The following is a 20,072-nucleotide window of genomic DNA, read 5'->3' as shown; positions in this document are numbered from 1 at the left end:
GCCGGCTCATGCTGACGGAGGGGCCGAGACTCTCAGCCCCTCCGGCGGGTGGACGGTCTCAGTGACCGCCCTCGGCGGCGAGCCGCTTGATGGACGCCTCGACCTCGGCCTCGGCCTCGGCACGGCCCACCCAGTTGGCACCCTCGACCGACTTGCCGGGCTCCAGGTCCTTGTAGACCTCGAAGAAGTGCTGGATCTCCAGCCGGTCGAACTCGCTGACGTGGTGGATGTCGCGCAGGTGCTCCATCCGCGGGTCGGAAGCGGGCACGCACAGCAGCTTGTCGTCGCCGCCGGCCTCATCCGTCATCCGGAACATCCCGATGGCGCGGCACTTGATGATGCACCCGGGGAAGGTGGGCTCCTCCAGCAGCACGAGCGCGTCGAGCGGGTCGCCGTCCTCGCCCAGGGTGCCGTCGACGAAGCCGTAGTCCGCCGGGTACACGGTCGAGGTGAACAGGTGCCGGTCCAGGCGGATACGGCCCGTCTCGTGGTCCACCTCGTACTTGTTCCGCGAGCCCTTCGGGATCTCGATGGTGACGTCGAACTCCAAGGGAGGCTCCTCCGTATAGATCAATGATGAGATCAGCACTCATCAGCACTCGTGTGCCCTGGGGGCCGTCCCCCAGAAGAACTCCAGTCTGGTGATTAAGTGTCCCCCACGCACATGTGTGCTCGCGAAAGGGGCTGGTCGAGGTGCATGACACCGGAGCGAAGGTGCGTGACACCGCGAACCGGGCATACCGCTTCGCCGCCCGGGTGGCCCGCAGCGCGGCGGCCCACACCCGCAGCGCGGCGGCACGCGCCCGCACGGCAGTGGCACACCCCCGCACGGCAGCGGCACGCGCCCGTACGGCAGCCCTGCGCACGACCGCTCGGGCCCGCGGCGCGGCACGTGGGGCCCGGCGTCGTTGGCGGGCGGCCTCGCCGCAGCAGCGGCAGACGGTACGGCTCACCGCCGCCTCCTCCGCACTGGGACTCGTGGTCGCGCTGGTGACGGTGGCCTCGGCGGGGCCGTGGGACTCGGGTCAGCGTACGGCCGAGCGGGTCCGGGCAGCCCGCCAGGAGCACGGAAGTGGCAGGGACCACACGCCGGGCCGCCCGGACGGCTACCCCATGGCCCCACAGGTGCTCGCCGCGGCCGGACCCGTACCGAACCAGGGGCAGGGCGGCCCGCAGAGCGGCTCCGGCAACCGCGGCACCCGCCCCGAGGTGCCGCCGCCCACCGCCTCGGCCCTCGCCGACACGCTCGAACCCCTGATCGAGGACGGCTCGCTCGGCGCCGTACGGCACGCCTCCGTGGTGGACGCCGTCACCGGGCGGCAGCTCTTCTCGCGGGACGCCAAGGCCGTCTCGGCGCCCGCCTCCACGGTCAAGCTGGCCACCGCCGTAGCCGCGCTGACCGCACGCGGCGAGACGTACCGGATCGCCACCCGCGCCGTCGGCGAGGGCGACCGCGTCACACTCGTCGGCGGCGGCGACCCCACCCTCACCGAGCGGGACCTGACCGCCATGGCGGCCCGCACCGCCCGCGCCCTCGACAAGCGCGGCGTCCACAAGATCCGCCTCGGCTACGACACCTCCCGCTACACCGGCACCGACCAGCACGTCATCGGCCCCAACGAGAACCTGGCCCGGGTCACCCCGCTGATGGTCGAGGAGGGCCGCACTGGGGGCACCCCCGGGGCCGGAGGCTCTGGGGGAAACAGCGACCACGGGCCCGCACCCCGCGTCGCCGACCCCGCGCTGGAGGCGGCCAAGGCGTTCGCCCGGGAACTCGGCGAGAAGGGCGTCAGCGTCGAGGGCGCCCCCAAGGAGCGCAAGGCGGCCAAGGGAGCCGCGGAACTCGCCATCCACCACTCGGCCACGCTCGGCGCGCTGGTCGAGCGGATGCTCACCAACAGCGACAACGACATCGCCGAGGCCCTCGCCCGGCAGACCGCACTCGCCGGGGAAAAGTCCGCCGGCTTCAAGAGCGCGGGCCGCGCCGTCCACCGCACCCTGAAAAAGCTCGGCCTGCCCCTCAAGGGCGCCCGCTTCGCGGACGGCAGCGGCCTCGACCGCGCGGACCGGGTCTCGCCCGCGCTGCTCACCCGGCTGCTCACTCTTGCGGCCGATCCGGACCGGCCCACTCTGCGCCCGGTCCTCACCGGGCTGCCCGTCGCCGGATTCACCGGCACCCTCGATTCCCGCTACGGCGGGGAGCGCGGCGAGCCCGGCGCAGGTCTCGTCCGCGCCAAAACGGGCACCCTGACGGGGGTGAACACACTGGCCGGCACCGTGGTGGACGCGGACGGCCGGATGCTGGCCTTCGCCTTCATGACGACGGGGGCCTCCGGCCGTGAGGTGGCCCAGCAATCCCTGGACCGCCTCGCCTCGGCCCTGGCCAACTGCGGCTGCCGCGAGGGCTGACGCCGCTCTGGAGAGGGGGTGCCCCTGCCCCGCCGCCGCGGTCTCCTCCCACCGCGCCCCCGCTGCACGTACGGTGAAAGAATGACGAGCCTCGGTGGAGTGCAGATGGTCGACTGGAATCTCGCGGTCGCGACCGCGACCCGGCTCGGGCGGCCGGGGCCGGATGTCAGCAGGGACGAAGCGCGCGACATCGTCGCGGAGCTGCGGCGGTACGCCAAGGCGTCCGAGGAGCACGTACGCGACTTCACCCGGCTGACCCCCGCCAGTTCCGAGGCGGCGGACACGCCCGTGCTGGTGGTGGACCGGCCCGGCTGGGTACGGGCCAACGTCGCCGGCTTCCGCGAACTGCTCTCACCGCTGCTGACCAAGGTCGAGGAGCGCCGCGCAGGGCTGCCCGGCGGTGCCGTACTCGGCGCGGTCGGCGGCAAGGTCACCGGCGTCGAGGTCGGGATGCTGCTGTCGTTCCTCTCCTCGCGGGTGCTGGGCCAGTACGAGACGTTCGCGCCGGCCGGCCGGGACCTGCCGGGCGGCCCCGACGGCGGCGGGCGGCTGCTGCTGGTGGCCCCGAACATCGTGCACGTGGAGCGCGAGCTGGAGGTCGACCCGCACGACTTCCGGCTGTGGGTGTGCCTGCACGAGGAGACGCACCGCACCCAGTTCACCGCCGTGCCCTGGCTCCGCGACCACCTGCGGATGGAGATCCAGTCCTTCCTGGAGCAGACCGACATCGACCCCTCCACGCTGCTGGAGCGGCTGCGCGAGGCCGTCCAGTCGCTGTCCGGCAACAAGCCTGGCGAGGGCGGCGAGGGTGCCGAGGAGCAGCTGGAGGGCGAGGAGGAGCGGCCCAGCCTGGTCGAGCTGGTGCAGACCCCGGCCCAGCGCGAGGTGCTGGGCAGGCTGACGGCCGTCATGTCGCTGCTGGAGGGACACGCCGACTATGTGATGGACGGCGTGGGCCCGCAGGTCGTCCCGACGGTCACGGAGATCCGCGAGAAGTTCCAGAAGCGCCGCGCCACCGGAGCGGGGCGGCTCGACATGGCGCTGCGCAAGCTGCTCGGCCTGGACGCGAAGCTGCGGCAGTACCGGGACGGTGAACGGTTCGTGCGCACCGTGGTGGACGAGGTGGGCATGGAGGGGTTCAACCGTGTGTGGACATCCCCGAACACCCTTCCGACCAAGGCGGAGATCGCCACGCCCGCCGAGTGGATCGCGAGGGTGCATCGGAAGGCGGATTGAGGCGAGTGGAAGCCTCCCCAATCACCCTTCCGAGGGACCGTGCGGGGCTGGCACGCGTGCGATGCTCGGGGAACGCAGTCCGTCTCTGTCACCATCTACATACACAGCGTGACAGTAATCGACTTCGACACCCCCGGATCCGCGGAGCCTCCGCCCGCGATCGTCGCAGTCCCTGACGAGGAAGTGAATCGGACATGGGTCCCCATCCCGCGGTTGCCGCAATACGCCTGGCGGTCCGCCGCACACTCCACGACGTGCTCAGCGCGCACGACATCAGCGCACCGGACGTCAGCACACGCGGCGTCGGCGCACAGGGCGGCAGCACGCACGGCGTGCGCAGCGCACAGCTGACAGCAGCCCCCCGCCCGGCAGGCCCCCAGCCGGCCGCACCCCGATCCGCAGCATCCCCATCCGCAGCGCCCCGGCCCACAGCATCCCGACTCGCAGCGCCCCAGCCCGCGGCCCCGCTCCCCGCCGAGCCGCCGCCACCGCTCGTCCTGGTGGCCTGCTCAGGCGGCGCCGACTCCATGGCGCTCGCCTCCGCGCTCGCCTTCGAAGCCCCCCGCCTCGGCCTGCGCGCCGGCGGAGTCACGGTCGACCACGGCCTCCAGCCCGGCTCCGCCGAGCGGGCCCAGGACGTCGCCGACCGCCTCACCGACCTCGGGCTGGCGCCCGTCGAGTCCGTCGCCATCCAGGTGGGACGGACCAACACAGGGCCCGAAGCGGCAGCACGCGAGGCCCGCTACGCCGCGCTGGACGCGATCGCCGAGCGGCACGGCGCCGCCGCCGTGCTGCTCGGCCACACCCGCGACGATCAGGCGGAAACGGTGCTGCTCGGCCTCGCCCGCGGCTCCGGCACCCGCTCGCTGTCCGGGATGGCGGCCGTCTCCGGGCCCGGCGGCCGCTACCGCCGCCCGTTCCTGGCCATCGACCGGCAGACCACCCGCAAGGCGTGCATGGTCCAGTCGCTCCCCGTCTGGGACGACCCGCACAACACCGACCCCGCCTACACCCGCTCCCGGGTCCGCCACGAGGCCCTGCCCGCGCTGGAGAAGGCGCTCGGCAAGGGCGTCATCGAGGCGCTGGCCCGTACCGCACAGCTGTCCAGGGACGACGCGGACGCGCTCGACGCCTGGACCGACGAAGCCGAACGCGCGGTGGTGCGCACCCCCGGCACCGCGCCGCCGGACGAGGCCGGGGTGCCGGACCAGGCGGACGGAACCGGACAGCCCGGCCGCGCCACCGGCCGCCCCGACGGTGCGAGAGGCGCCGAAGGGAACGCCGACGGGAAGGTGGAACTGGACGTTGTCCGGCTGTACGCGCTGCCGCCCGCGGTGCGGCGCCGGGTGCTGCGCCGGGCCGCGATCGAGGCCGGCTCCCCGGCCGGTTCGCTCTTCGCCCGGCACATCGAGGAGATGGACCGCCTCATCACCGCCTGGCGGGGCCAGCGGGCCCTCAACCTGCCCGGGCGTGTGGAGGTCGCCCGGCAGGGTGGCAGACTGGTCATCCGGCACGGCTCACCGAACGCACCGGACTGACCGGCGCCCCGGCACCGTCCGGGGCAGGCCGGAGCAGCCCGGAGTGGCCATACGACGGCCCTGCCGACCGGACCGCGACGAGCGAGAGCAGCACGGGTGGACGAGAAAGACATGGGCGCCGACCTTCAGTCGGTGCTGGTCAGCAAGGAAGAAATCGACGCGAAGCTGGCCGAGCTGGCCGCGAAGATCGACGCGGAGTACGCGGGCAAGGATCTGCTGCTGGTCGGGGTGCTCAAGGGAGCCGTCATGGTGATGGCCGATCTGGCACGGGCCCTGTCCACTCCGGCGACGATGGACTGGATGGCGGTGTCCTCCTACGGCGCCGGAACGCAGTCCTCCGGCGTCGTACGCATCCTCAAGGACCTGGACACCGACATCAAGGGCAAGCACGTCCTGATCGTCGAGGACATCATCGACTCGGGTCTGACGCTGTCCTGGCTGCTGTCCAACCTGGGCTCCCGCGAGCCGGCCTCGCTCAACGTGTGCACGCTGCTGCGCAAGCCGGACGCCGCCAAGGTGGCGATCGACGTGAAGTGGGTCGGCTTCGACATCCCCAACGAATTCGTCGTCGGCTACGGACTCGACTACGCCGAGGGGTACCGGAACCTGCCGTTCGTCGGCACGCTGGCTCCGCACGTGTACGGCGGCTGAATCCCCGGGCGGCCGAATGCCCGGGCGGCCGCCGGGGCGCCCGGATCCGCGCGCGTACGTCCGTGCGGGCCGGGAACACAGGGCCGGTGCCCCTCGTTGCAGCTTTGAAGGACGGTTGTGGTTGACCGTCCTCGGCGGCGCCGGGTGACAATGCTGGGGTACCGTCCGAAGGTCAGGCTTTTCAACTCACTGTGGCAGGAGGGACGGGGCCCACGCGCTCCGTATGGATGGACGTGAAGCGATACTTCCGCGGGCCGGTCATGTGGATCGTGCTGGCCGTCCTTGCCGTGGTCGTGTTGATGCAGGTCGTCGGCTCGTCCGGCGGCTTCAAGACGGTGGACACCGGCCAGGTCGTACAGGCGATCCGACAGAACAAGGTGAAGTCCGCTGAGCTCACCACGGGCGACGAACAGATCGTCAAGCTCGAGCTCAAGGACGGCGCCAAGGTCGAGGACAGCGACAAGATCAAGGCGAGCTACATCGACAACCAGGGTGTCGATATCGCCAAGGAGCTCCAGAGCAAGTACGACCAAAAGGAGATCCCCAAGGGGTACACGGTCGCGCCGCAGAAGCAGAACCCGTTCGTCGGGATGCTGATCTCTCTGCTGCCGTTCGTGCTGATCATCGTCATCTTCCTGTTCCTGATGAACCAGATGCAGGGCGGCGGCTCCCGGGTGATGAACTTCGGGAAGTCCAAGGCCAAGCTCATCACCAAGGACACCCCGAAGACGACCTTCTCCGACGTGGCCGGCTCCGACGAGGCCGTCGAGGAACTGCAGGAGATCAAGGAGTTCCTCCAGGAGCCCGCGAAGTTCCAGGCCGTCGGCGCCAAGATCCCCAAGGGTGTGCTGCTCTACGGCCCGCCCGGCACCGGTAAGACGCTGCTCGCCCGAGCCGTCGCCGGTGAGGCGGGGGTGCCCTTCTACTCGATCTCCGGCTCCGACTTCGTGGAGATGTTCGTCGGCGTCGGCGCCTCCCGGGTGCGCGACCTGTTCGAACAGGCGAAGGCGAACGCCCCGGCCATCGTCTTCGTGGACGAGATCGACGCCGTCGGCCGGCACCGCGGAGCCGGCATGGGCGGCGGTCACGACGAGCGGGAGCAGACGCTCAACCAGCTGCTGGTCGAGATGGACGGCTTCGACGTCAAGGGCGGCGTCATCCTGATCGCCGCCACCAACCGGCCGGACATCCTGGACCCGGCGCTGCTGCGCCCGGGCCGCTTCGACCGGCAGATCGCCGTCGACCGCCCCGACATGCAGGGCCGGCTGGAGATCCTTCAGGTCCACCAGAAGGGCAAGCCGATGGCCCAGGATGTGGACCTGAGCGCGGTCGCCCGCCGTACGCCGGGCTTCACCGGCGCCGACCTGAGCAATGTGCTCAACGAGGCGGCGCTGCTGTCCGCGCGCAGCGACCAGAAGCTGATCGACAACAAGTCGCTGGACGAGGCGATCGACCGCGTCGTGGCCGGACCGCAGAAGCGGACCCGGATCATGAGCGACAAGGAGAAGAAGATCACCGCGTACCACGAGGGCGGACACGCCCTGGTCGCGGCGGCCTCACCCAACTCCGACCCGGTCCACAAGATCACCATCCTCTCCAGAGGCCGCGCCCTGGGGTACACGATGGTCCTCCCCGACGAGGACAAGTACTCCACCACGCGCAACGAGATGCTCGACCAGCTCGCCTACATGATGGGCGGCCGGGCGGCCGAGGAACTGGTCTTCCACGACCCGACCACGGGCGCGGCCAACGACATCGAGAAGGCGACGGCCACGGCCCGCGCGATGGTCACCCAGTACGGCATGACCGAGCGGCTGGGCGCCATCAAGTTCGGCTCCGACCAGTCCGAGCCCTTCCTGGGCAAGGAGATGGCCCACCAGCGGGACTACTCCGAGGAGGTCGCCGGGCTGGTGGACGAGGAGGTCAAGAAGCTGATCGAGACGGCGCACAACGAAGCCTGGGAAATCCTGGTGGAGAACCGCGACGTCCTCGACAACCTCGTCCTGGCCCTGCTGGAGAAGGAGACGCTGAACAAGGAGGAGATCGCCGAGATCTTCGCCCCCGTCGTCAAGCGTCCGGCCCGCCCCGCCTGGACGGGCTCCTCGCGGCGCACCCCCTCCACCAGGCCCCCGGTCTCGGCCCCGCCCGCCGCGCTGACCAACGGCAACAACTCCAACCCCAACCTGGGCAAGGAGATCGGCCCCCGCGAGTCGGATGCCATCGTCGAGCCCGCGGACCCCGACAACGGATAACCGCAGGTCGGCGGGGTAGGGTCCACGCCACGGAATGTCAGCCGCGCCCCTCGGGTTACCTTCGAGGGGCGCGGCTTTCCGCTGTGTACACGACAGCGCCGAGCCGGTCACGCACCGTGCCGGCCCGCGGAGCTGTGCAAGTCAAGGAACGAGGGACCACATGACCGACCCGGTGACCCTGGACGGGGAGAACTCGATAGGCACCTTCGACGAGAAGCGCGCCGAGAACGCGGTACGCGAACTGCTGATCGCCGTGGGCGAGGACCCCGACCGCGAGGGCCTGCTGGAGACGCCGGCACGGGTGGCGCGTGCCTATCGGGAAATGTTCGCGGGCTTGCACCAGCGCCCGGAGGATGTGCTCACGACGACTTTCGACCTTGGCCATGACGAGATGGTCCTGGTGAAGGACATCGAGGTGGTCAGCCAGTGCGAGCACCACCTGTTGCCGTTCCACGGAGTGGCGCACGTCGGCTACATCCCGTCGGCGAGTGGCAAGATCACAGGGCTCTCCAAGCTGGCTCGCCTGGTCGAGGTCTTTGCCCGCCGCCCCCAGGTGCAGGAGCGGCTGACCACGCAGATCGCCGACTCGCTGATGCGCATCCTGGAGCCGCGTGGGGTCATCGTGGTCATTGAGTGCGAGCACATGTGCATGTCCGTACGGGGTGTCCGCAAGCCCGGAGCGAAGACGACGACCTCCGCCGTCCGCGGCCAGCTCCGCGACGCGACCACCCGGGCCGAGGCGATGAGCCTGATATTGGCCAAGTGACCTGGAGCTGCGGGGCGGTGTCAGTCCTGCCCTCTACGGTCAGGGGACAGGACTGAGATCGCACGCACGCGGGGGCGTTATGGGGGGCGGATTTCCAAGCAGGCAGACCGTCGACGCGGAGCACGGGCGGGTGCGAGCCCGGGATGTCACCGTCGGAGATCGGTTATGGACGTTGGACGGCAGTCGATCGGTCCGGTCGGCGGTGCGGGCGGTGGCCGTCCGCAAGGTGGGCGATCTCGTCGCGGTCACCACGGGGGCAGGGCAGTTCGTCGCTGCGCCTGATCAGTTGTTGGGCACCCCGGGCGGCTGGGTACGAGCAGCCGACTCCGCCGGCGCCTCCCCGCCCGGTTGGAGGCGGTGACCCGGCCCTCCGGCTTTCTGGAACGCGACGTGCCCGGTTTCCGTGTCCGGGTGGTTTCGTCTTATCTGGCCGACCTCGTTTGCCAGTACGTCGGAGGCGACGCGCACCGTCTCCGTCAGCGTTTTCCGCGGGTCGTGCTGCGGGACCGCGAGACATTCGACGGCTTCCTGGACGGCTATGCGGACGGCGACGGCTGCCGCATGCCGCGCTGGCGCGGAAGGACGCTGGTCAGCGCAAACGTGCCCTTCCTCAGAGAGTTGGCCGCCGTAATCGGGGCACGGTTCACGCCTGCGTCCGCAGGTAGGGCGTCACACCTGTGCGTCATCGACAAATGGGCTGCTCGGGGCACGTTCGTCCCCGAACGGCATCCGATTGCGCTGGACGAGAGGGAGTGGGTACGGGTGCGGACAGCAGAGCCCCGGCGCGCGTCCGGCGCGAAACCCTTCACGCTTTACACCTTCACCCTTGAACGTCAGCACTTCTTGGTGAACGGCCACCTGTGCCGGGCGGGCTGAGCCGGTCGTGGGTTACGCCGCCGCGGTCGGGGGGTTGTTGTCCTCGTCGTCGTCTTCCGGGAGGCGGCAGATGCGTTCGAGGAGGATGGCGGCTGCTATGACGGCGATGCCTGCGACTACGGAGAGGCCCGCGTAGAGGGCTTGGGTGGCGCGGGCCGGGACGTCGGCGCGTTCGGTGATGAGGAAGAGCCCGGTGCCGCCGTAGATGCCCGAGACCAGGGCGGCGACCAGGGCGCTGGCCTGGCCGAAGAGGACGGCGCGGGCCGCCAGCATCGGGTCGACGCCCTCGGCGCCCGGCTCGCGCTCCCGCTGGGCCTTCAGCCGGGCGCGCAGCGACAGCGCGGTGGCCAGCAGGATGGCGGCGATCGCGCCGAGCACGATGGGCGCGGCGAGGGGGACCCCCGGCAGCGTGCCCAGTGTGTCCCACAGCCGTGCTCCGCCCCACGAGAGCACCCCGGCGAGGACGAAGAGCGCCGCCAGGGTGCGGATACGGAGTTGGTTCATGGGGCTTCCACCTTGTCGGCGCCGGAGGGAGGGGGCGTACGAGGGCCAACGGTCAGGCGTGCAGGCTGAGTTCCAGGTCCGGGCGGGCGGTGATGCCCTCGGTGCCGAGGGCGTCCAGCAGTTCCGCCACCCGGCCGTGGCCGGGGACCTCGGCGCCGGGGTCCACGTCGTGCCAGGGCACCAGGACGAAGGCCCGCTCGTGCGCCCGCGGGTGGGGGAGGGTGAGCTGCGGGTCCTCGGAGACGACGCCCTGATAGGCGACGATGTCCACGTCGATGGGCCGCGGCCCCCAGCGCTCCTCGCGCACCCGCTCCAGCGCCTCCTCGATGGCGTGGCCGCGTTCCAGCAGCGAGCCGGGCGGCAGAGTGGTCCGTACGACGACGACCGCGTTGAAGTACGAGGGCTGGCTGCCGGGATCGACGCCCCACGGCTCGGTCTCGTAGACGGGCGAGACGGCGGTGACCTTCAGCCCGGGGGTTTCCGCCAGGGCGTCGACGGCGCTCTGCAGGGACTCCAGCCGGTTGCCGAGGTTGCTGCCGAGCGAGAGGACGGCGGTCTTCGGGTTGTGCAGAGTGGTGTCCGCGGCGTCCACCTGCTGTACGACGGAGGCGGGCACCGGCTGTACGGTCGGGTCACTGTTCGGCGTCATGCGCGACTCCGCTTGATAGTGATGGTCACGTCTTCGAAGGGGACGGCGATCGGCGCCTCCGGCTTGTGGACGACCACCTCGACCTCCCGTACGGCCTCGTGCCGCAGGCAGGTGTCGGCGATCCGCTGGGCGAGCGTCTCGATCAGGTCGACCGGTTCGCCCTCGACGACCGCGACGACCTCCTCCGCGACGACGCCGTAATGGACCGTACGGGACAGGTCGTCGCCTTCGGCGGCCGGGCGCGTGTCGAGGCCCATGTCGAGGTCCACGACGAAGGTCTGCCCCTCCTCGCGTTCCCTCGCGAACACGCCGTGATGCCCCCGCGCTGCGAGGCCGCGCAGTGCGACGCGATCCACGCCATCACTCCCGTCGGTCGTACGAACATGAGCACGGTGCTGCTGATGGCGGCACCGTGGCGAATCTACCCGCGTGCTCAGTGGCTCGCGGCGCCGCCTACCCCACAGCACCGGGCGGCACTCGCGCATTCCCGGGACTGTGCCGGATCGGATGGCCGGGGGTGCGGGTCGGAGGGTCGGGGGACGTTCGGGGCCTGTAGAAGGCGAGGGGCGGAACGGCGAATTTTGCGGTGGTCCGGGAGGGTTGGCTACAGCTCGATGTCGCCCTGACCGAGCTCGCCCTCGCCGTCGCCTGGTCCGTCCTCGTCCTCGTCCTCCCGCTCGACCAGGATCGGGGAGCCGTGGTGCGACCACAGCTTCCACTCGCCCTCCTCGGCGCGGCGGAACACATTGGTGGCCACCACCATCCCGCCGACCAGCGGCCCGGCGGAGCCGTCCTCCTCGGCGGGGCCGCCGCTGAGGATGTTCTCGGTGCAGCTGACCAGCGCCGTGTTGCCCAGTACGGAGACCTCGACGTCGGTCAGGAAGAACTGCACGTACTCGGTGTTGGCCATGATCAGCGCATACGAGCGGAGCACTTCGCCGCGGCCGGTGAGCACCGGCCAGCCGGGGTGGACGACGCGGACGCCGTGCTCGCCCTCGCCGCCCTCGGGGTCGTCCGGGTCGTCGGCGTCCTCTCCCAGCCACAGCCGGGAGAGGGCTTCGATGTCGCCCCGCTCCACCGCGTCGTAGAGGGCGGTGTTGGCGGCCTCGACCGCCTCGATGTCCGTACGGGCGCCGCTCACGTCGCTGCCTCGGTCTCTGTGGTCTTCGTCTCGGGCTCGGTCTGGCTGTGGGGGAGCGCTTCGGCGGCCGACTGGACGGCCCGTACGACGCGGACCGCGTCCGCGCTGGCCCGCACCTCGTGGACCCGTACCGCCCAGGCGCCCTCGCGCGCCGCCAGGGTGGTGACGGCGGCTGTCGCGGCGTCGCGCTCCCGGGCCGGCGGCGGGGGCGCGCCCTTGTCGTCGGCCAGCACCCGGCCCAGGAATCGCTTGCGGGAGGCGGCGACCAGCATCGGGTGGTCCAGCTCGGCGCGCAGCCGGGAGAGCGCCGCGACGAGGGCGAGATCGTGCTCGGCACGCTTGGCGAAGCCCAGGCCGGGATCCACGACGATGCGGGCCGGGTCGATGCCGCCCGCGATGGCGCGCCGCACCGACTCGGTCAGCTCGGCCAGCACCTCGCCGACGACGTCGGTGTAGACGGCGCGGTTGTTCATGTCGATGCTCTGGCCGCGCCAGTGCATCACCACGAACGGGACGCCCGCCTCGGCGACGGCCGGCACCATCTCCGGATCGGCCTTTCCGCCGCTGACGTCGTTGACCAGTACGGCCCCGGCGGCCACGGCCTGCGCCGCCACGGAGGCACGCATGGTGTCGACACTCACGACGACGCCCTCGCCCGCCAGCCCGCGGACCACCGGCAGCACGCGGCGCAGCTCCTCGGCCTCGCTGACCCGCGCGGCGCCGGGGCGGGTGGACTCGCCGCCCACGTCCACCAGGTCGGCGCCCTGGGCCACCAGGTCGATGCCGTGCTTGATCGCGGCCTCGGTGTCGAACCATCGCCCCCCGTCCGAGAACGAGTCGGGGGTCACATTGACCACACCCATCACAGCGCAGCGGTCCCACTCGGGGAGGCCGTCCACGCGGCCACGCGTTCTCGCACCCATGGGCCCAGGGTAGGCGCCCACCCTTCGCCTCCGGCGCACCCCTGCCCCCGGGGGCGCTCGAGTGCCCCCGGGGAGCCCGCACGGTTCCCGCGCCCCTTCGGGGCACGGCGGAGGAGGAAGCTGACAGGATGGCGGCATGACGCAGACGGAGACGACCGTCGGTATCGGCGGCGCCGCGGAGAGCACCGACATGGTGCTCAACATCGGCCCGCAGCACCCGTCCACGCACGGGGTGCTGCGGCTGCGGCTGGTCCTGGACGGCGAGCGGATCGAGCGGGCCGAGCCGGTGGTCGGCTATATGCACCGGGGTGCGGAGAAGCTCTTCGAGGCGCGTGACTACCGCCAGATCATCGTGCTCGCCAACCGCCACGACTGGCTCTCGGCGTTCTCCAACGAGCTGGGCGTGGTCATCGGCGTGGAGCGGATGCTCGGCATGGAGGTGCCCGAACGCGCGGTGTGGACCCGCACCCTGCTGGCGGAGCTGAACCGGGTGCTCAACCATCTGATGTTCCTGGGCTCCTACCCGCTGGAGCTGGGCGGGATCACACCGGTCTTCCACTCGTTCCGGGAGCGCGAAGAGCTCCAGAACGTGATGGAGGAGGTCTCCGGCGGCCGGATGCACTACATGTTCAACCGGGTCGGCGGCCTCAAGGACGACCTCCCGGCGGGCTGGCGGGACCGGGCACGGCAGGCGGTGGCCGCCGTACGCAGCCGGATGGACACCTTCGACAAGCTGGTGCTCGGCAACGAGATCTTCCGGGGCCGCACCCGGGGCGTCGGCGTCCTGAGCCCCGAGCTGGTGCACGCCTACGGAGTCAGCGGGCCGATCGCCCGCGCCTCCGGGGTCGACTTCGACCTGCGCCGCGACGAGCCGTATCTCGGCTACGCGGAGCTGGCCGACGTGCTGAAGGTGGTCACCCGGCAGGAGGGCGACTGTCTGGCCCGGTTCGAGGTGCTGCTCGACCAGACGCACAACTCCCTGGAGCTGGCCGACGCCTGTCTGGACCGGCTCGCCGAACTGCCGGCAGGCCCGGTCAACCAGCGGCTGCCGAAGGTGCTCAAGGCCCCCGAGGGCGCCAGCTACACCTGGACGGAGAACCCGCTCGGCCTCAACGGCTACTACCTGGTCTCCAAGGGCGAGAAGACCCCCTACCGGCTCAAGCTCCGCTCGGCCTCGTTCAACAACATCCAGGCGCTGACCGAGCTGCTGCCCGGCACGCTGGTCGCCGACATGGTGGCGATCCTGGGGTCGTTCTTCTTCGTGGTCGGCGACATCGACAAGTAGCCGGCCGGCCCGGGCGGCTCCTTTGTCCTGAGGACGACCCGGCCGTCAGGACGAGGAGCGTGCCTTGCGCTTGTTGCGTCCGAAGAAGTCGAAGCCACCGCTGTCGCTGCCGCCGCTGCCGCCGCTGCCGCCGCTGCCGCCGTTCGGCTCCGAGCCGGCGGGTTTGGGAGCGGCGTCGGGTTTGTCGGAGGCCGGCTTTCCGGCGGCGGGCCGGTCGGTCTCGCGTTCGGGTGCGTCCGGCTTGCGGGGGCCGCTGGTCTCCTTCGCGTCGTCCCGCCGGGCTTCCTGGCTGCCCTGCGGTGGCACGACGGCGGCTGCCCGGCTGTCCCGCAGCCGTTCCTCCGTGCGCTGCCGTACCGCGCTGCGGGCGAGCGCGTCGAGGGCCTCGTTGGCCTGCCGGTAGGTCAGCGCGGTCGGCGCCCCGGAGCTGTGCCGGTGGTCGGTGGCCGTGGTGGTGAGGGCCTTGGCCGAGGCGCTGCTCCCCGCCTCCAGCTCCAGCAGTCTGCGGCCCTCCAGCGCGCTGGCCCGCTCGGTCTCGGCGTTGGCGTAGCGGCGCAGCAGGTCGGCGTGTTCGGAGCGGAGCCTGGCCAGCTCGGCGCGCTTCTCGCGGAGCTTGCCGTCCAGCTTGCCGCGGATCTCCCGCAGCTCCTCGGCCTCGCCCTCCAGCTCCGCCTGCTTCTCCTCGGCCCGCCATGCCGCGCTGGCCAGCTGCGCCTTGAGATCGCCGACCTTTTTCCCCGCAGCACGGTCCCAGCGGCGCAGCAGTACGGCGCCGGTGACGGCGGCGGCCGCCGCTGCCGCGGTGAGCGCGCGCAGCGTGACCGTCTCCCAGTCGGCGGCGCCCGGCTCACCGATCAGCCAGGCGCCACCGGCGCAGGCCAGTGCGGCCACCGCCACCGACACCGGGGGGAGACGTCGGTGCAGCGGCGGGGAATGGCGATGACGTCCACGTGGCATGGCTGGGAATTTACCGTGCCTCGCTGTGCGGATGACACCGGACGAACCGTGTCACGCGAGGCCCTTGCTCTTCAGGTACTCCTCGGCCACATCCGCAGGCTTCTCACGGTCCTGGTCCACCTTGCGGTTGAGCTCGGTCAGGTCCTTGGTGGTGAGGGTGCGATTGAGTTTGTCGAGCGCCTCCGCGACCTTCTTGCCGCCCGCGTCCTTCGCGTTGACGACCGGCACGACGTTGTCCGCGTTCTGCAGCTTCTTGTCGTCCTGGAGCAGTACCAGGCCGAACTGCTCCAGGGTGGCGTCCGTGGTGGTCGTCAGCACCAGCTGGTCCTTGCCGTCCTTGACGGCCTGCTTGGACTGGCTGGAGCCGACGCCCTTGGGGTCGATGCCCTTGATGTCGATCCCGTACGTCTTCTCCAGGCCCGGGCGGCAGAACGGGCGGGTCTCGCACTCGTCACCCGCTGCGATGGTGACGCGCTCCTTCGACCTGCCCAGGTCGCTGAGGGTCTTGAGCTTGTGCTTCTTGGCGTAGTCCTTGGAGACGGCGAACGCGTTCTGGTCCGCCGCCTTGCCCGCCTCCAGGACCTTCAGCCCACGCGGGCCGGCGAGCTTGCGCAGCGCCTCGACGGTCTCGTCGGCGTCGTTGGAGGCGACCGGCTCGGCCTTGGGGCCGTTCTTCTTGGCGTTGAGGAACTCGGCCATCGTCGCGGCGTACTCCGGCACGACGTCGATGCGGCCCTTCTCCAGCTCGGGGGCGTACAGCTCGCGGTTCTTGACCGTCTTGACGGACGCCTTGTACCCCGCCTTCTTCAGCACTCCGGCGTAGAGCTGGGAGAGGACCTTCGACTCGGTGAACTGCGCCGAGCCCACGACCAGGCTGCCCTTGCCGCCCCCGCCGCCGTCCTTCTCCTCCAGATCGCTGCCCCCGCAGGCGGCCAGCGAGAGGGCCAGTGCGGTGACGGTGCCGCCCGCGGCGAGGGCGCGCAGGCCGGTGGTTCTGCGCCGGGTGGGGGCGGTGCGGTGCGGGGTGGCGCCGGTGTGGTGGGTGGTGTGCGAGGGGGCCATCATGCGTCCATTCGTCCAGGTGTCGTTCGGGTGTCGTTCGGGCCGGGGCCGTCAGACGGACGTCGGGCGGCGCGCCGGGCGGCGCCGCATCGGGTCCAGGAGCCGCTCGGCGAGGGTGAGGGTGCGCTCGACCAGCAGCGCCAGGACGGCGACGAGCAGGGCGCCCGCGACCACCTGAGCCGTGTCGTAGTTGCCGAACCCGGCGGTGATCAGCCGGCCGAGGCCGCCGCCGCCCGGCAGCGCGGCGAGCGTCGCCGTGGCGACGAGCTGCACGGCGGCGGTCTGCACCCCGGTCATGATCAGCGGGAGCGCGAGCGGCAGTTCGACCTGGCGCAGCAGCTGCCGGCCCGTCATCCCCATGCCGCGGGCCGCCTCGACGACCTCCCGGTCGGCTTCGCGCACTCCGGTGTAGGCGTTGGTCAGCAGTGGCGGCAGGGCGAACAGCACCAGCGCCACGATCGTCGCCCAGTCGCCGTACTTGCCCAGCGGGCCCATCGACAGCAGCACCAGCACCGCGAAGGTGGGCACCGCGCGCCCCGCGTTCGACAGGTTCACCGCCAGCGCGCCGCCCCGCCCCACGTGGCCCAGCCACAGTGCGAGCGGCAGCGCGATCGCGCACGAGAGCAGCAGGCACACGCCCGTCAGATAGATGTGCTCGCCCAGGCGTTGGAGGACACCGCCGTCGCCCGTCCAGTGGGAGCCGGTCGCGAGCCAGACCCATACGTCGCCGAAGATGCCCATGCCGCTAGCCCGCCTTCCCCACGAGATCCTGCGCCGAGGCGGCCGACGGGGCGGACGGAGCCGACGGAGCCGAGGGCCCGGAAGGGCCCGAAGGGGCGCGTGCGGCGCGCTTCCGCGTGCGTACGCGGGTCCACGGCGTCAGCGCCCGCTGGAGCCACAGCAGGAGCAGGTCGGCGACGATCGCCAGGACGACACAGATGGCCGAGGCGGTCAGCACCTGCGCCTTGAAATAGCTCTCCATGCCGTCGTAGATGAGGTTGCCCAGCCCGCCGTAGCCGACGATCGCGCCGATCGTGGTCAGCGACACCGCCGTGACCGTCGCGATCCGCACCCCCGCCAGCAGCGCGGGCAGCGCCAGCGGCAGCTCGACTTCGAGCAGCAGTCTGCCCGGCCCGTACCCCATGCCCTGCGCGGCCTCCCGGGCCTCGGCCGGTACCGCGTCCAGGCCCGCCAGGATGTTGCGCACCAGCACCGTGAGGGAGTACAGCACCAGACCCGTCACCACAACGGCGGCCGACAGCCCGAAGACCGGCAGCAGCAGCGCGAACATCGCCAGCGAAGGGATGGTGTAGAGCACCGTCGTCACGCCCAGGGCCGGGGCGCGGGCCGCACGCCAGCGCCGGGCCGCCACCGCCAGCGGCAGGGCGATCAACAGGGCGATGGTGACGGAGAGCGCGGTGATCCAGATGTGCTCCACCGTCGCGTCGAGCAACTCGCTCTGCCGGGTGCGCAGATACGTCCCGCACAGCCACTCGTTCTGCGCGAGACAGCCCTGGGGGCCGCCTGCCGCCACGCTGCTCATACCGGTCACCTCCCCGCGCTGTGCGGTTCTCGGACGAAGTTCGGGCGGAGTTCGGACGAAGCCGTGAAGTCTCATGCCACGATGACGGCCGACCCTATCCCGGCGGACTGACAATCGGTCCGCAGTGCCGTACCCCGGAAACAGACTGTTCATCCTCTGCGCCGAGGATTGCGCTGGGCCGAGGATTTCCGGTGGCCCGGGTTCCGGTCTCCGAGCGGCTCGGATTCCGGTGTCCGGTACGGTCGGCGGTCTTCGGGACGGGCGGACGAAGACGAGGATGGGCAGATGATTCGCTTCGAGAACGTGGCCAAGCGCTACCCCGACGGGACCGTCGCGGTCGAAGGGCTCTCCTTCGAGGTGGCCGAGGGGGAACTGGTCACCCTCGTCGGCCCCTCGGGCTGCGGCAAGACCACCACCATGAAGATGGTCAACCGGCTCATCGAGCCCACCGAGGGGCGCATCCTGGTCGACGGCGAGGACATCGCCGAGGCCGAACCGGTGGAACTGCGCCGCCGGATGGGCTACGTCATCCAGCAGACCGGGCTCTTCCCGCACCGCACCGTGCTGGACAACACCGCCACCGTCCCGCACCTGCTGGGCTGGCCCAAGGCGCGCAGACGCGAACGCGCCCGGGAACTGCTGGATCTGGTGGGCCTGGACCCGGACGTCTTCGGCGACCGCTACCCCGAGCAGCTCAGCGGCGGCCAGCGGCAGCGCGTCGGGGTCGCCAGGGCGCTGGCGGCCGACCCGCCGGTGCTGCTGATGGACGAACCCTTCGGCGCCGTCGACCCCGTGGTGCGCGAGCACCTGCAGAACGAGTTCCTGCGGCTCCAGTCGCGGCTGCACAAGACGGTGCTGTTCGTCACACACGACATCGAGGAGGCGGTCCGCCTCGGCGACCGCATCGCCGTCTACGGAGAGGGCCGCATCGAGCAGTTCGACTCGCCCGCCACGGTGCTGGGCGCCCCCGCCTCCGGGTACGTGGCCGACTTCGTCGGCGCCGACCGCGGCCTCAAGCGGCTGTCCGTCACCCCGATAGAGACCGGTGACCTGGAGCAGCCGCCCACCCTCCACCTGACCGACCGGCTGGACGAGGCCGCGGCGCGGATGGCGACCGACGGCGCCCGCTGGGCCGTAGTGCTGGACGGCGCGGACGTACTGCACGGCTGGGTCTCCGCCGCCACCCTCGCCGAGGCGGCGGTACGCGACGCGGACGGCTCGGGCACGGTCGGCGACCACGCGCGGCGCATGGAGGCGTGGCTGCCGCTGGGTTCCTCCCTCAAGCAGGCGTTCAGCACGATGCTCCAGCACGACGCCGGGTGGATCGCCGTGGAGGACGAGGCGGACCGGTTCGTCGGCGTCCTCACCCCGGCCAAGCTGCACGAGGCGCTGCGCCGCTCGGTCGACGCCGACGCCCGCGCCGTGGCCCGCCAGGACGTCGAGCTGGAGACGATCGAGAGCTCGTGAGGCGGGGGGGGGAGGGGAAGCCGTGCGGGTGCGCCGTTGACAGTGTGCGTACGGCTGTGCTGCACTCCCCGCATGATCAGCACACGCGGCCACTTCTGGCGGAGGGTCCATCTGGACCTGCTCCGCTACGCGGGCCGCGTGTGTCTGCCGTCCTGCTGAGCGCTCGTCCGAGCGCTGTCTGATCGCTCGTCTTCCACCCCGCCGCCGGCCCGACGCGGCCGGCGTGCGTCCACGATCATTCACTCCCAGGACGGTTCCCGTGTCACTCGCGCCTGTTTCCGCGCGCCCCGTGCGCCCTGCCGCGCCCGGCCCCGACGAGGCCGAACTCCTCGCCTTCGTACGGCGGATCGCCGCCGACGACGCACTTGTCGCCTCCCTCCCGCTCGACCCCGAAGGGCGCACCTGGCTGCGCCTGGAGGGACCCGGCGGCAGCGAGGCATGGCTCATCGGCTGGCCGCCCGGCACCGGTACCGGCTGGCACGACCACGGCGGCTCACACGGCGCCTTCGCCACCGCGCGCGGCGCCCTCACCGAGCACGCGCTCGCGGCCCGCATCCCCACCGAGGGGTGGAAGACGCTCGAGCTGTCCGACGGCTTGGACCGCCGGCGGCAACTGGCGGCGGGCGAAGGACGGGCGTTCGGCCCGCACCATGTGCACGAAGTGCTCAACGACTGCGGCAGCGCCCACGCCGTCTCGGTGCACGCCTACTACCCTCCCCTGCCACTGATGCGCCGGTACAGCCGTGTCGGCGCCGTACTGCACCTCGAACAGGTCGAGCGCCCAGGGGAGTGGGAGTGAGCACCGTGCCGGAG

20 protein-coding genes are annotated in these 20,072 nt (G+C 71.4%); 10 read left to right on the top strand and 10 right to left on the bottom strand.

All coding sequences use genetic code 11. The annotated features are described in order from the left end of the window. Positions 1–58 precede the first annotated feature (58 nt). The gene (locus ITI46_RS11905) at positions 59–550 is read right to left on the bottom strand and encodes an inorganic diphosphatase (protein WP_209239456.1); all 492 of its coding nucleotides are present in this window, start codon (positions 548–550) and stop codon (positions 59–61) included. Positions 551–714: 164 nt separating this feature from the next. Here ITI46_RS11905 and dacB point away from each other — a divergent pair, with 164 nt between their 5' ends. From dacB to ITI46_RS11870, 7 genes are all read left to right on the top strand, one after another. Beyond that, positions 715–2,409 (top strand): D-alanyl-D-alanine carboxypeptidase/D-alanyl-D-alanine endopeptidase, encoded by a 1,695-nt coding sequence (gene dacB, locus ITI46_RS11900; RefSeq protein ID WP_307808142.1) that lies wholly within the window; start codon positions 715–717, stop codon positions 2,407–2,409. A gap of 81 nt (positions 2,410–2,490) precedes the next feature. Further along, entirely contained in the window at positions 2,491–3,645 is a 1,155-nt protein-coding gene (locus tag ITI46_RS11895) for an Rv3626c family coenzyme F420 biosynthesis-associated protein (protein WP_209239455.1), read from the top strand. A gap of 194 nt (positions 3,646–3,839) precedes the next feature. Further along, a complete protein-coding gene (gene tilS, locus ITI46_RS11890) occupies positions 3,840–5,183 on the top strand; it encodes a tRNA lysidine(34) synthetase TilS (RefSeq protein ID WP_209239454.1) in 1,344 nt (447 codons plus the stop codon). Positions 5,184–5,294: 111 nt separating this feature from the next. After that, positions 5,295–5,834, top strand: a complete 540-nt coding sequence (gene hpt, locus ITI46_RS11885) for a hypoxanthine phosphoribosyltransferase (RefSeq protein WP_209239466.1) — start codon at positions 5,295–5,297, stop codon at positions 5,832–5,834. Positions 5,835–6,061: 227 nt separating this feature from the next. Further along, the gene (gene ftsH, locus ITI46_RS11880) at positions 6,062–8,086 is read left to right on the top strand and encodes an ATP-dependent zinc metalloprotease FtsH (RefSeq protein ID WP_209239453.1); all 2,025 of its coding nucleotides are present in this window, start codon (positions 6,062–6,064) and stop codon (positions 8,084–8,086) included. Positions 8,087–8,246: 160 nt separating this feature from the next. Further along, positions 8,247–8,852: a GTP cyclohydrolase I FolE gene (folE, locus tag ITI46_RS11875; protein WP_209239452.1), complete on the top strand. Its 606-nt coding sequence runs from the start codon at positions 8,247–8,249 to the stop codon at positions 8,850–8,852. A gap of 357 nt (positions 8,853–9,209) precedes the next feature. Beyond that, positions 9,210–9,728: a hypothetical protein gene (locus ITI46_RS11870; RefSeq protein WP_247745833.1), complete on the top strand. Its 519-nt coding sequence runs from the start codon at positions 9,210–9,212 to the stop codon at positions 9,726–9,728. A gap of 12 nt (positions 9,729–9,740) precedes the next feature. Here ITI46_RS11870 and ITI46_RS11865 read toward each other — a convergent pair whose 3' ends face one another. From ITI46_RS11865 to folP, 5 genes are all read right to left on the bottom strand, one after another. Continuing rightward, positions 9,741–10,232, bottom strand: coding sequence for a DUF3180 domain-containing protein (locus tag ITI46_RS11865; RefSeq protein ID WP_209239451.1), 492 nt, complete (start codon positions 10,230–10,232; stop codon positions 9,741–9,743). A gap of 52 nt (positions 10,233–10,284) precedes the next feature. Further along, a complete protein-coding gene (gene folK, locus ITI46_RS11860; RefSeq protein WP_209239450.1) occupies positions 10,285–10,881 on the bottom strand; it encodes a 2-amino-4-hydroxy-6-hydroxymethyldihydropteridine diphosphokinase in 597 nt (198 codons plus the stop codon). Next, positions 10,878–11,237 carry a dihydroneopterin aldolase gene (folB, locus tag ITI46_RS11855; protein ID WP_209239449.1) on the bottom strand — a complete coding sequence of 120 codons (360 nt, stop codon included), beginning with the start codon at positions 11,235–11,237 and terminating at the stop codon, positions 10,878–10,880. The genes folK and folB overlap by 4 nt, the downstream gene beginning before the upstream one ends. Before the next feature lie 248 nt (positions 11,238–11,485). Then, positions 11,486–12,022 (bottom strand): nuclear transport factor 2 family protein, encoded by a 537-nt coding sequence (locus tag ITI46_RS11850; protein ID WP_209239448.1) that lies wholly within the window; start codon positions 12,020–12,022, stop codon positions 11,486–11,488. Continuing rightward, positions 12,019–12,945, bottom strand: coding sequence for a dihydropteroate synthase (gene folP, locus ITI46_RS11845; RefSeq protein ID WP_247745832.1), 927 nt, complete (start codon positions 12,943–12,945; stop codon positions 12,019–12,021). The genes ITI46_RS11850 and folP overlap by 4 nt, the downstream gene beginning before the upstream one ends. Before the next feature lie 136 nt (positions 12,946–13,081). Between folP and ITI46_RS11840 the strand changes: the two genes are divergently transcribed. Then, positions 13,082–14,230 (top strand): NADH-quinone oxidoreductase subunit D, encoded by a 1,149-nt coding sequence (locus ITI46_RS11840; protein WP_209239447.1) that lies wholly within the window; start codon positions 13,082–13,084, stop codon positions 14,228–14,230. Between the two features lie 45 nt (positions 14,231–14,275). On the opposite strand, the gene ITI46_RS11835 is transcribed toward ITI46_RS11840, so the two are convergent. From ITI46_RS11835 to ITI46_RS11820, 4 genes are read right to left on the bottom strand one after another with little or no spacing between them, the layout of a single operon-like run. Further along, positions 14,276–15,187 carry a hypothetical protein gene (locus ITI46_RS11835; protein ID WP_209239446.1) on the bottom strand — a complete coding sequence of 304 codons (912 nt, stop codon included), beginning with the start codon at positions 15,185–15,187 and terminating at the stop codon, positions 14,276–14,278. 51 nt (positions 15,188–15,238) lie between these two features. Then, positions 15,239–16,252, bottom strand: a complete 1,014-nt coding sequence (locus tag ITI46_RS11830) for an ABC transporter substrate-binding protein (RefSeq protein ID WP_247745831.1) — start codon at positions 16,250–16,252, stop codon at positions 15,239–15,241. Between the two features lie 48 nt (positions 16,253–16,300). After that, positions 16,301–16,990, bottom strand: a complete 690-nt coding sequence (locus ITI46_RS11825; RefSeq protein ID WP_209239445.1) for an ABC transporter permease — start codon at positions 16,988–16,990, stop codon at positions 16,301–16,303. A 4-nt stretch (positions 16,991–16,994) separates the two neighbouring features. Beyond that, positions 16,995–17,792, bottom strand: a complete 798-nt coding sequence (locus ITI46_RS11820; RefSeq protein WP_209239444.1) for an ABC transporter permease — start codon at positions 17,790–17,792, stop codon at positions 16,995–16,997. Between the two features lie 285 nt (positions 17,793–18,077). On the opposite strand from ITI46_RS11820, the gene ITI46_RS11815 reads away from it, so the two are divergent. Together ITI46_RS11815 and ITI46_RS11810 are read left to right on the top strand one after the other, a co-directional pair. After that, on the top strand, positions 18,078–19,259 hold the full coding sequence (locus ITI46_RS11815; RefSeq protein WP_209239443.1) for an ABC transporter ATP-binding protein: 1,182 nt from the start codon (positions 18,078–18,080) through the stop codon (positions 19,257–19,259). A gap of 259 nt (positions 19,260–19,518) precedes the next feature. Then, positions 19,519–20,058 (top strand): cupin domain-containing protein, encoded by a 540-nt coding sequence (locus ITI46_RS11810; RefSeq protein WP_209239442.1) that lies wholly within the window; start codon positions 19,519–19,521, stop codon positions 20,056–20,058. Positions 20,059–20,072 lie beyond the last annotated feature (14 nt).

The sequence above is a fragment of the Streptomyces oryzae genome, assembly GCF_017676365.1.
GTDB classification, from domain to species: Bacteria; Actinomycetota; Actinomycetes; order Streptomycetales; family Streptomycetaceae; genus Streptomyces; species Streptomyces oryzae.
This window is presented reverse-complemented; position numbering and strand designations above follow the sequence as displayed.

Excerpts from the sequence above, each read along its gene's own strand:
- folE (WP_209239452.1), top strand. The coding sequence starts at position 8,247 with ATGACCGACCCGGTGACCCTGGACGGGGAGAACTCGATAGGCACCTTC.
- ITI46_RS11840 (WP_209239447.1), top strand. The coding sequence starts at position 13,082 with ATGACGCAGACGGAGACGACCGTCGGTATCGGCGGCGCCGCGGAGAGC.
- ITI46_RS11825 (WP_209239445.1), bottom strand. The coding sequence starts at position 16,990 with ATGGGCATCTTCGGCGACGTATGGGTCTGGCTCGCGACCGGCTCCCAC.
- ITI46_RS11815 (WP_209239443.1), top strand. The coding sequence starts at position 18,078 with ATGATTCGCTTCGAGAACGTGGCCAAGCGCTACCCCGACGGGACCGTC.
- tilS (WP_209239454.1), top strand. The coding sequence starts at position 3,840 with ATGGGTCCCCATCCCGCGGTTGCCGCAATACGCCTGGCGGTCCGCCGC.
- ITI46_RS11835 (WP_209239446.1), bottom strand. The coding sequence starts at position 15,187 with ATGCCACGTGGACGTCATCGCCATTCCCCGCCGCTGCACCGACGTCTC.
- folK (WP_209239450.1), bottom strand. The coding sequence starts at position 10,881 with ATGACGCCGAACAGTGACCCGACCGTACAGCCGGTGCCCGCCTCCGTC.
- hpt (WP_209239466.1), top strand. The coding sequence starts at position 5,295 with ATGGGCGCCGACCTTCAGTCGGTGCTGGTCAGCAAGGAAGAAATCGAC.
- folP (WP_247745832.1), bottom strand. The coding sequence starts at position 12,945 with ATGGGTGCGAGAACGCGTGGCCGCGTGGACGGCCTCCCCGAGTGGGAC.
- ITI46_RS11820 (WP_209239444.1), bottom strand. The coding sequence starts at position 17,792 with ATGAGCAGCGTGGCGGCAGGCGGCCCCCAGGGCTGTCTCGCGCAGAAC.
- ITI46_RS11865 (WP_209239451.1), bottom strand. The coding sequence starts at position 10,232 with ATGAACCAACTCCGTATCCGCACCCTGGCGGCGCTCTTCGTCCTCGCC.
- ITI46_RS11895 (WP_209239455.1), top strand. The coding sequence starts at position 2,491 with ATGACGAGCCTCGGTGGAGTGCAGATGGTCGACTGGAATCTCGCGGTC.
- ITI46_RS11830 (WP_247745831.1), bottom strand. The coding sequence starts at position 16,252 with ATGATGGCCCCCTCGCACACCACCCACCACACCGGCGCCACCCCGCAC.
- ftsH (WP_209239453.1), top strand. The coding sequence starts at position 6,062 with ATGGACGTGAAGCGATACTTCCGCGGGCCGGTCATGTGGATCGTGCTG.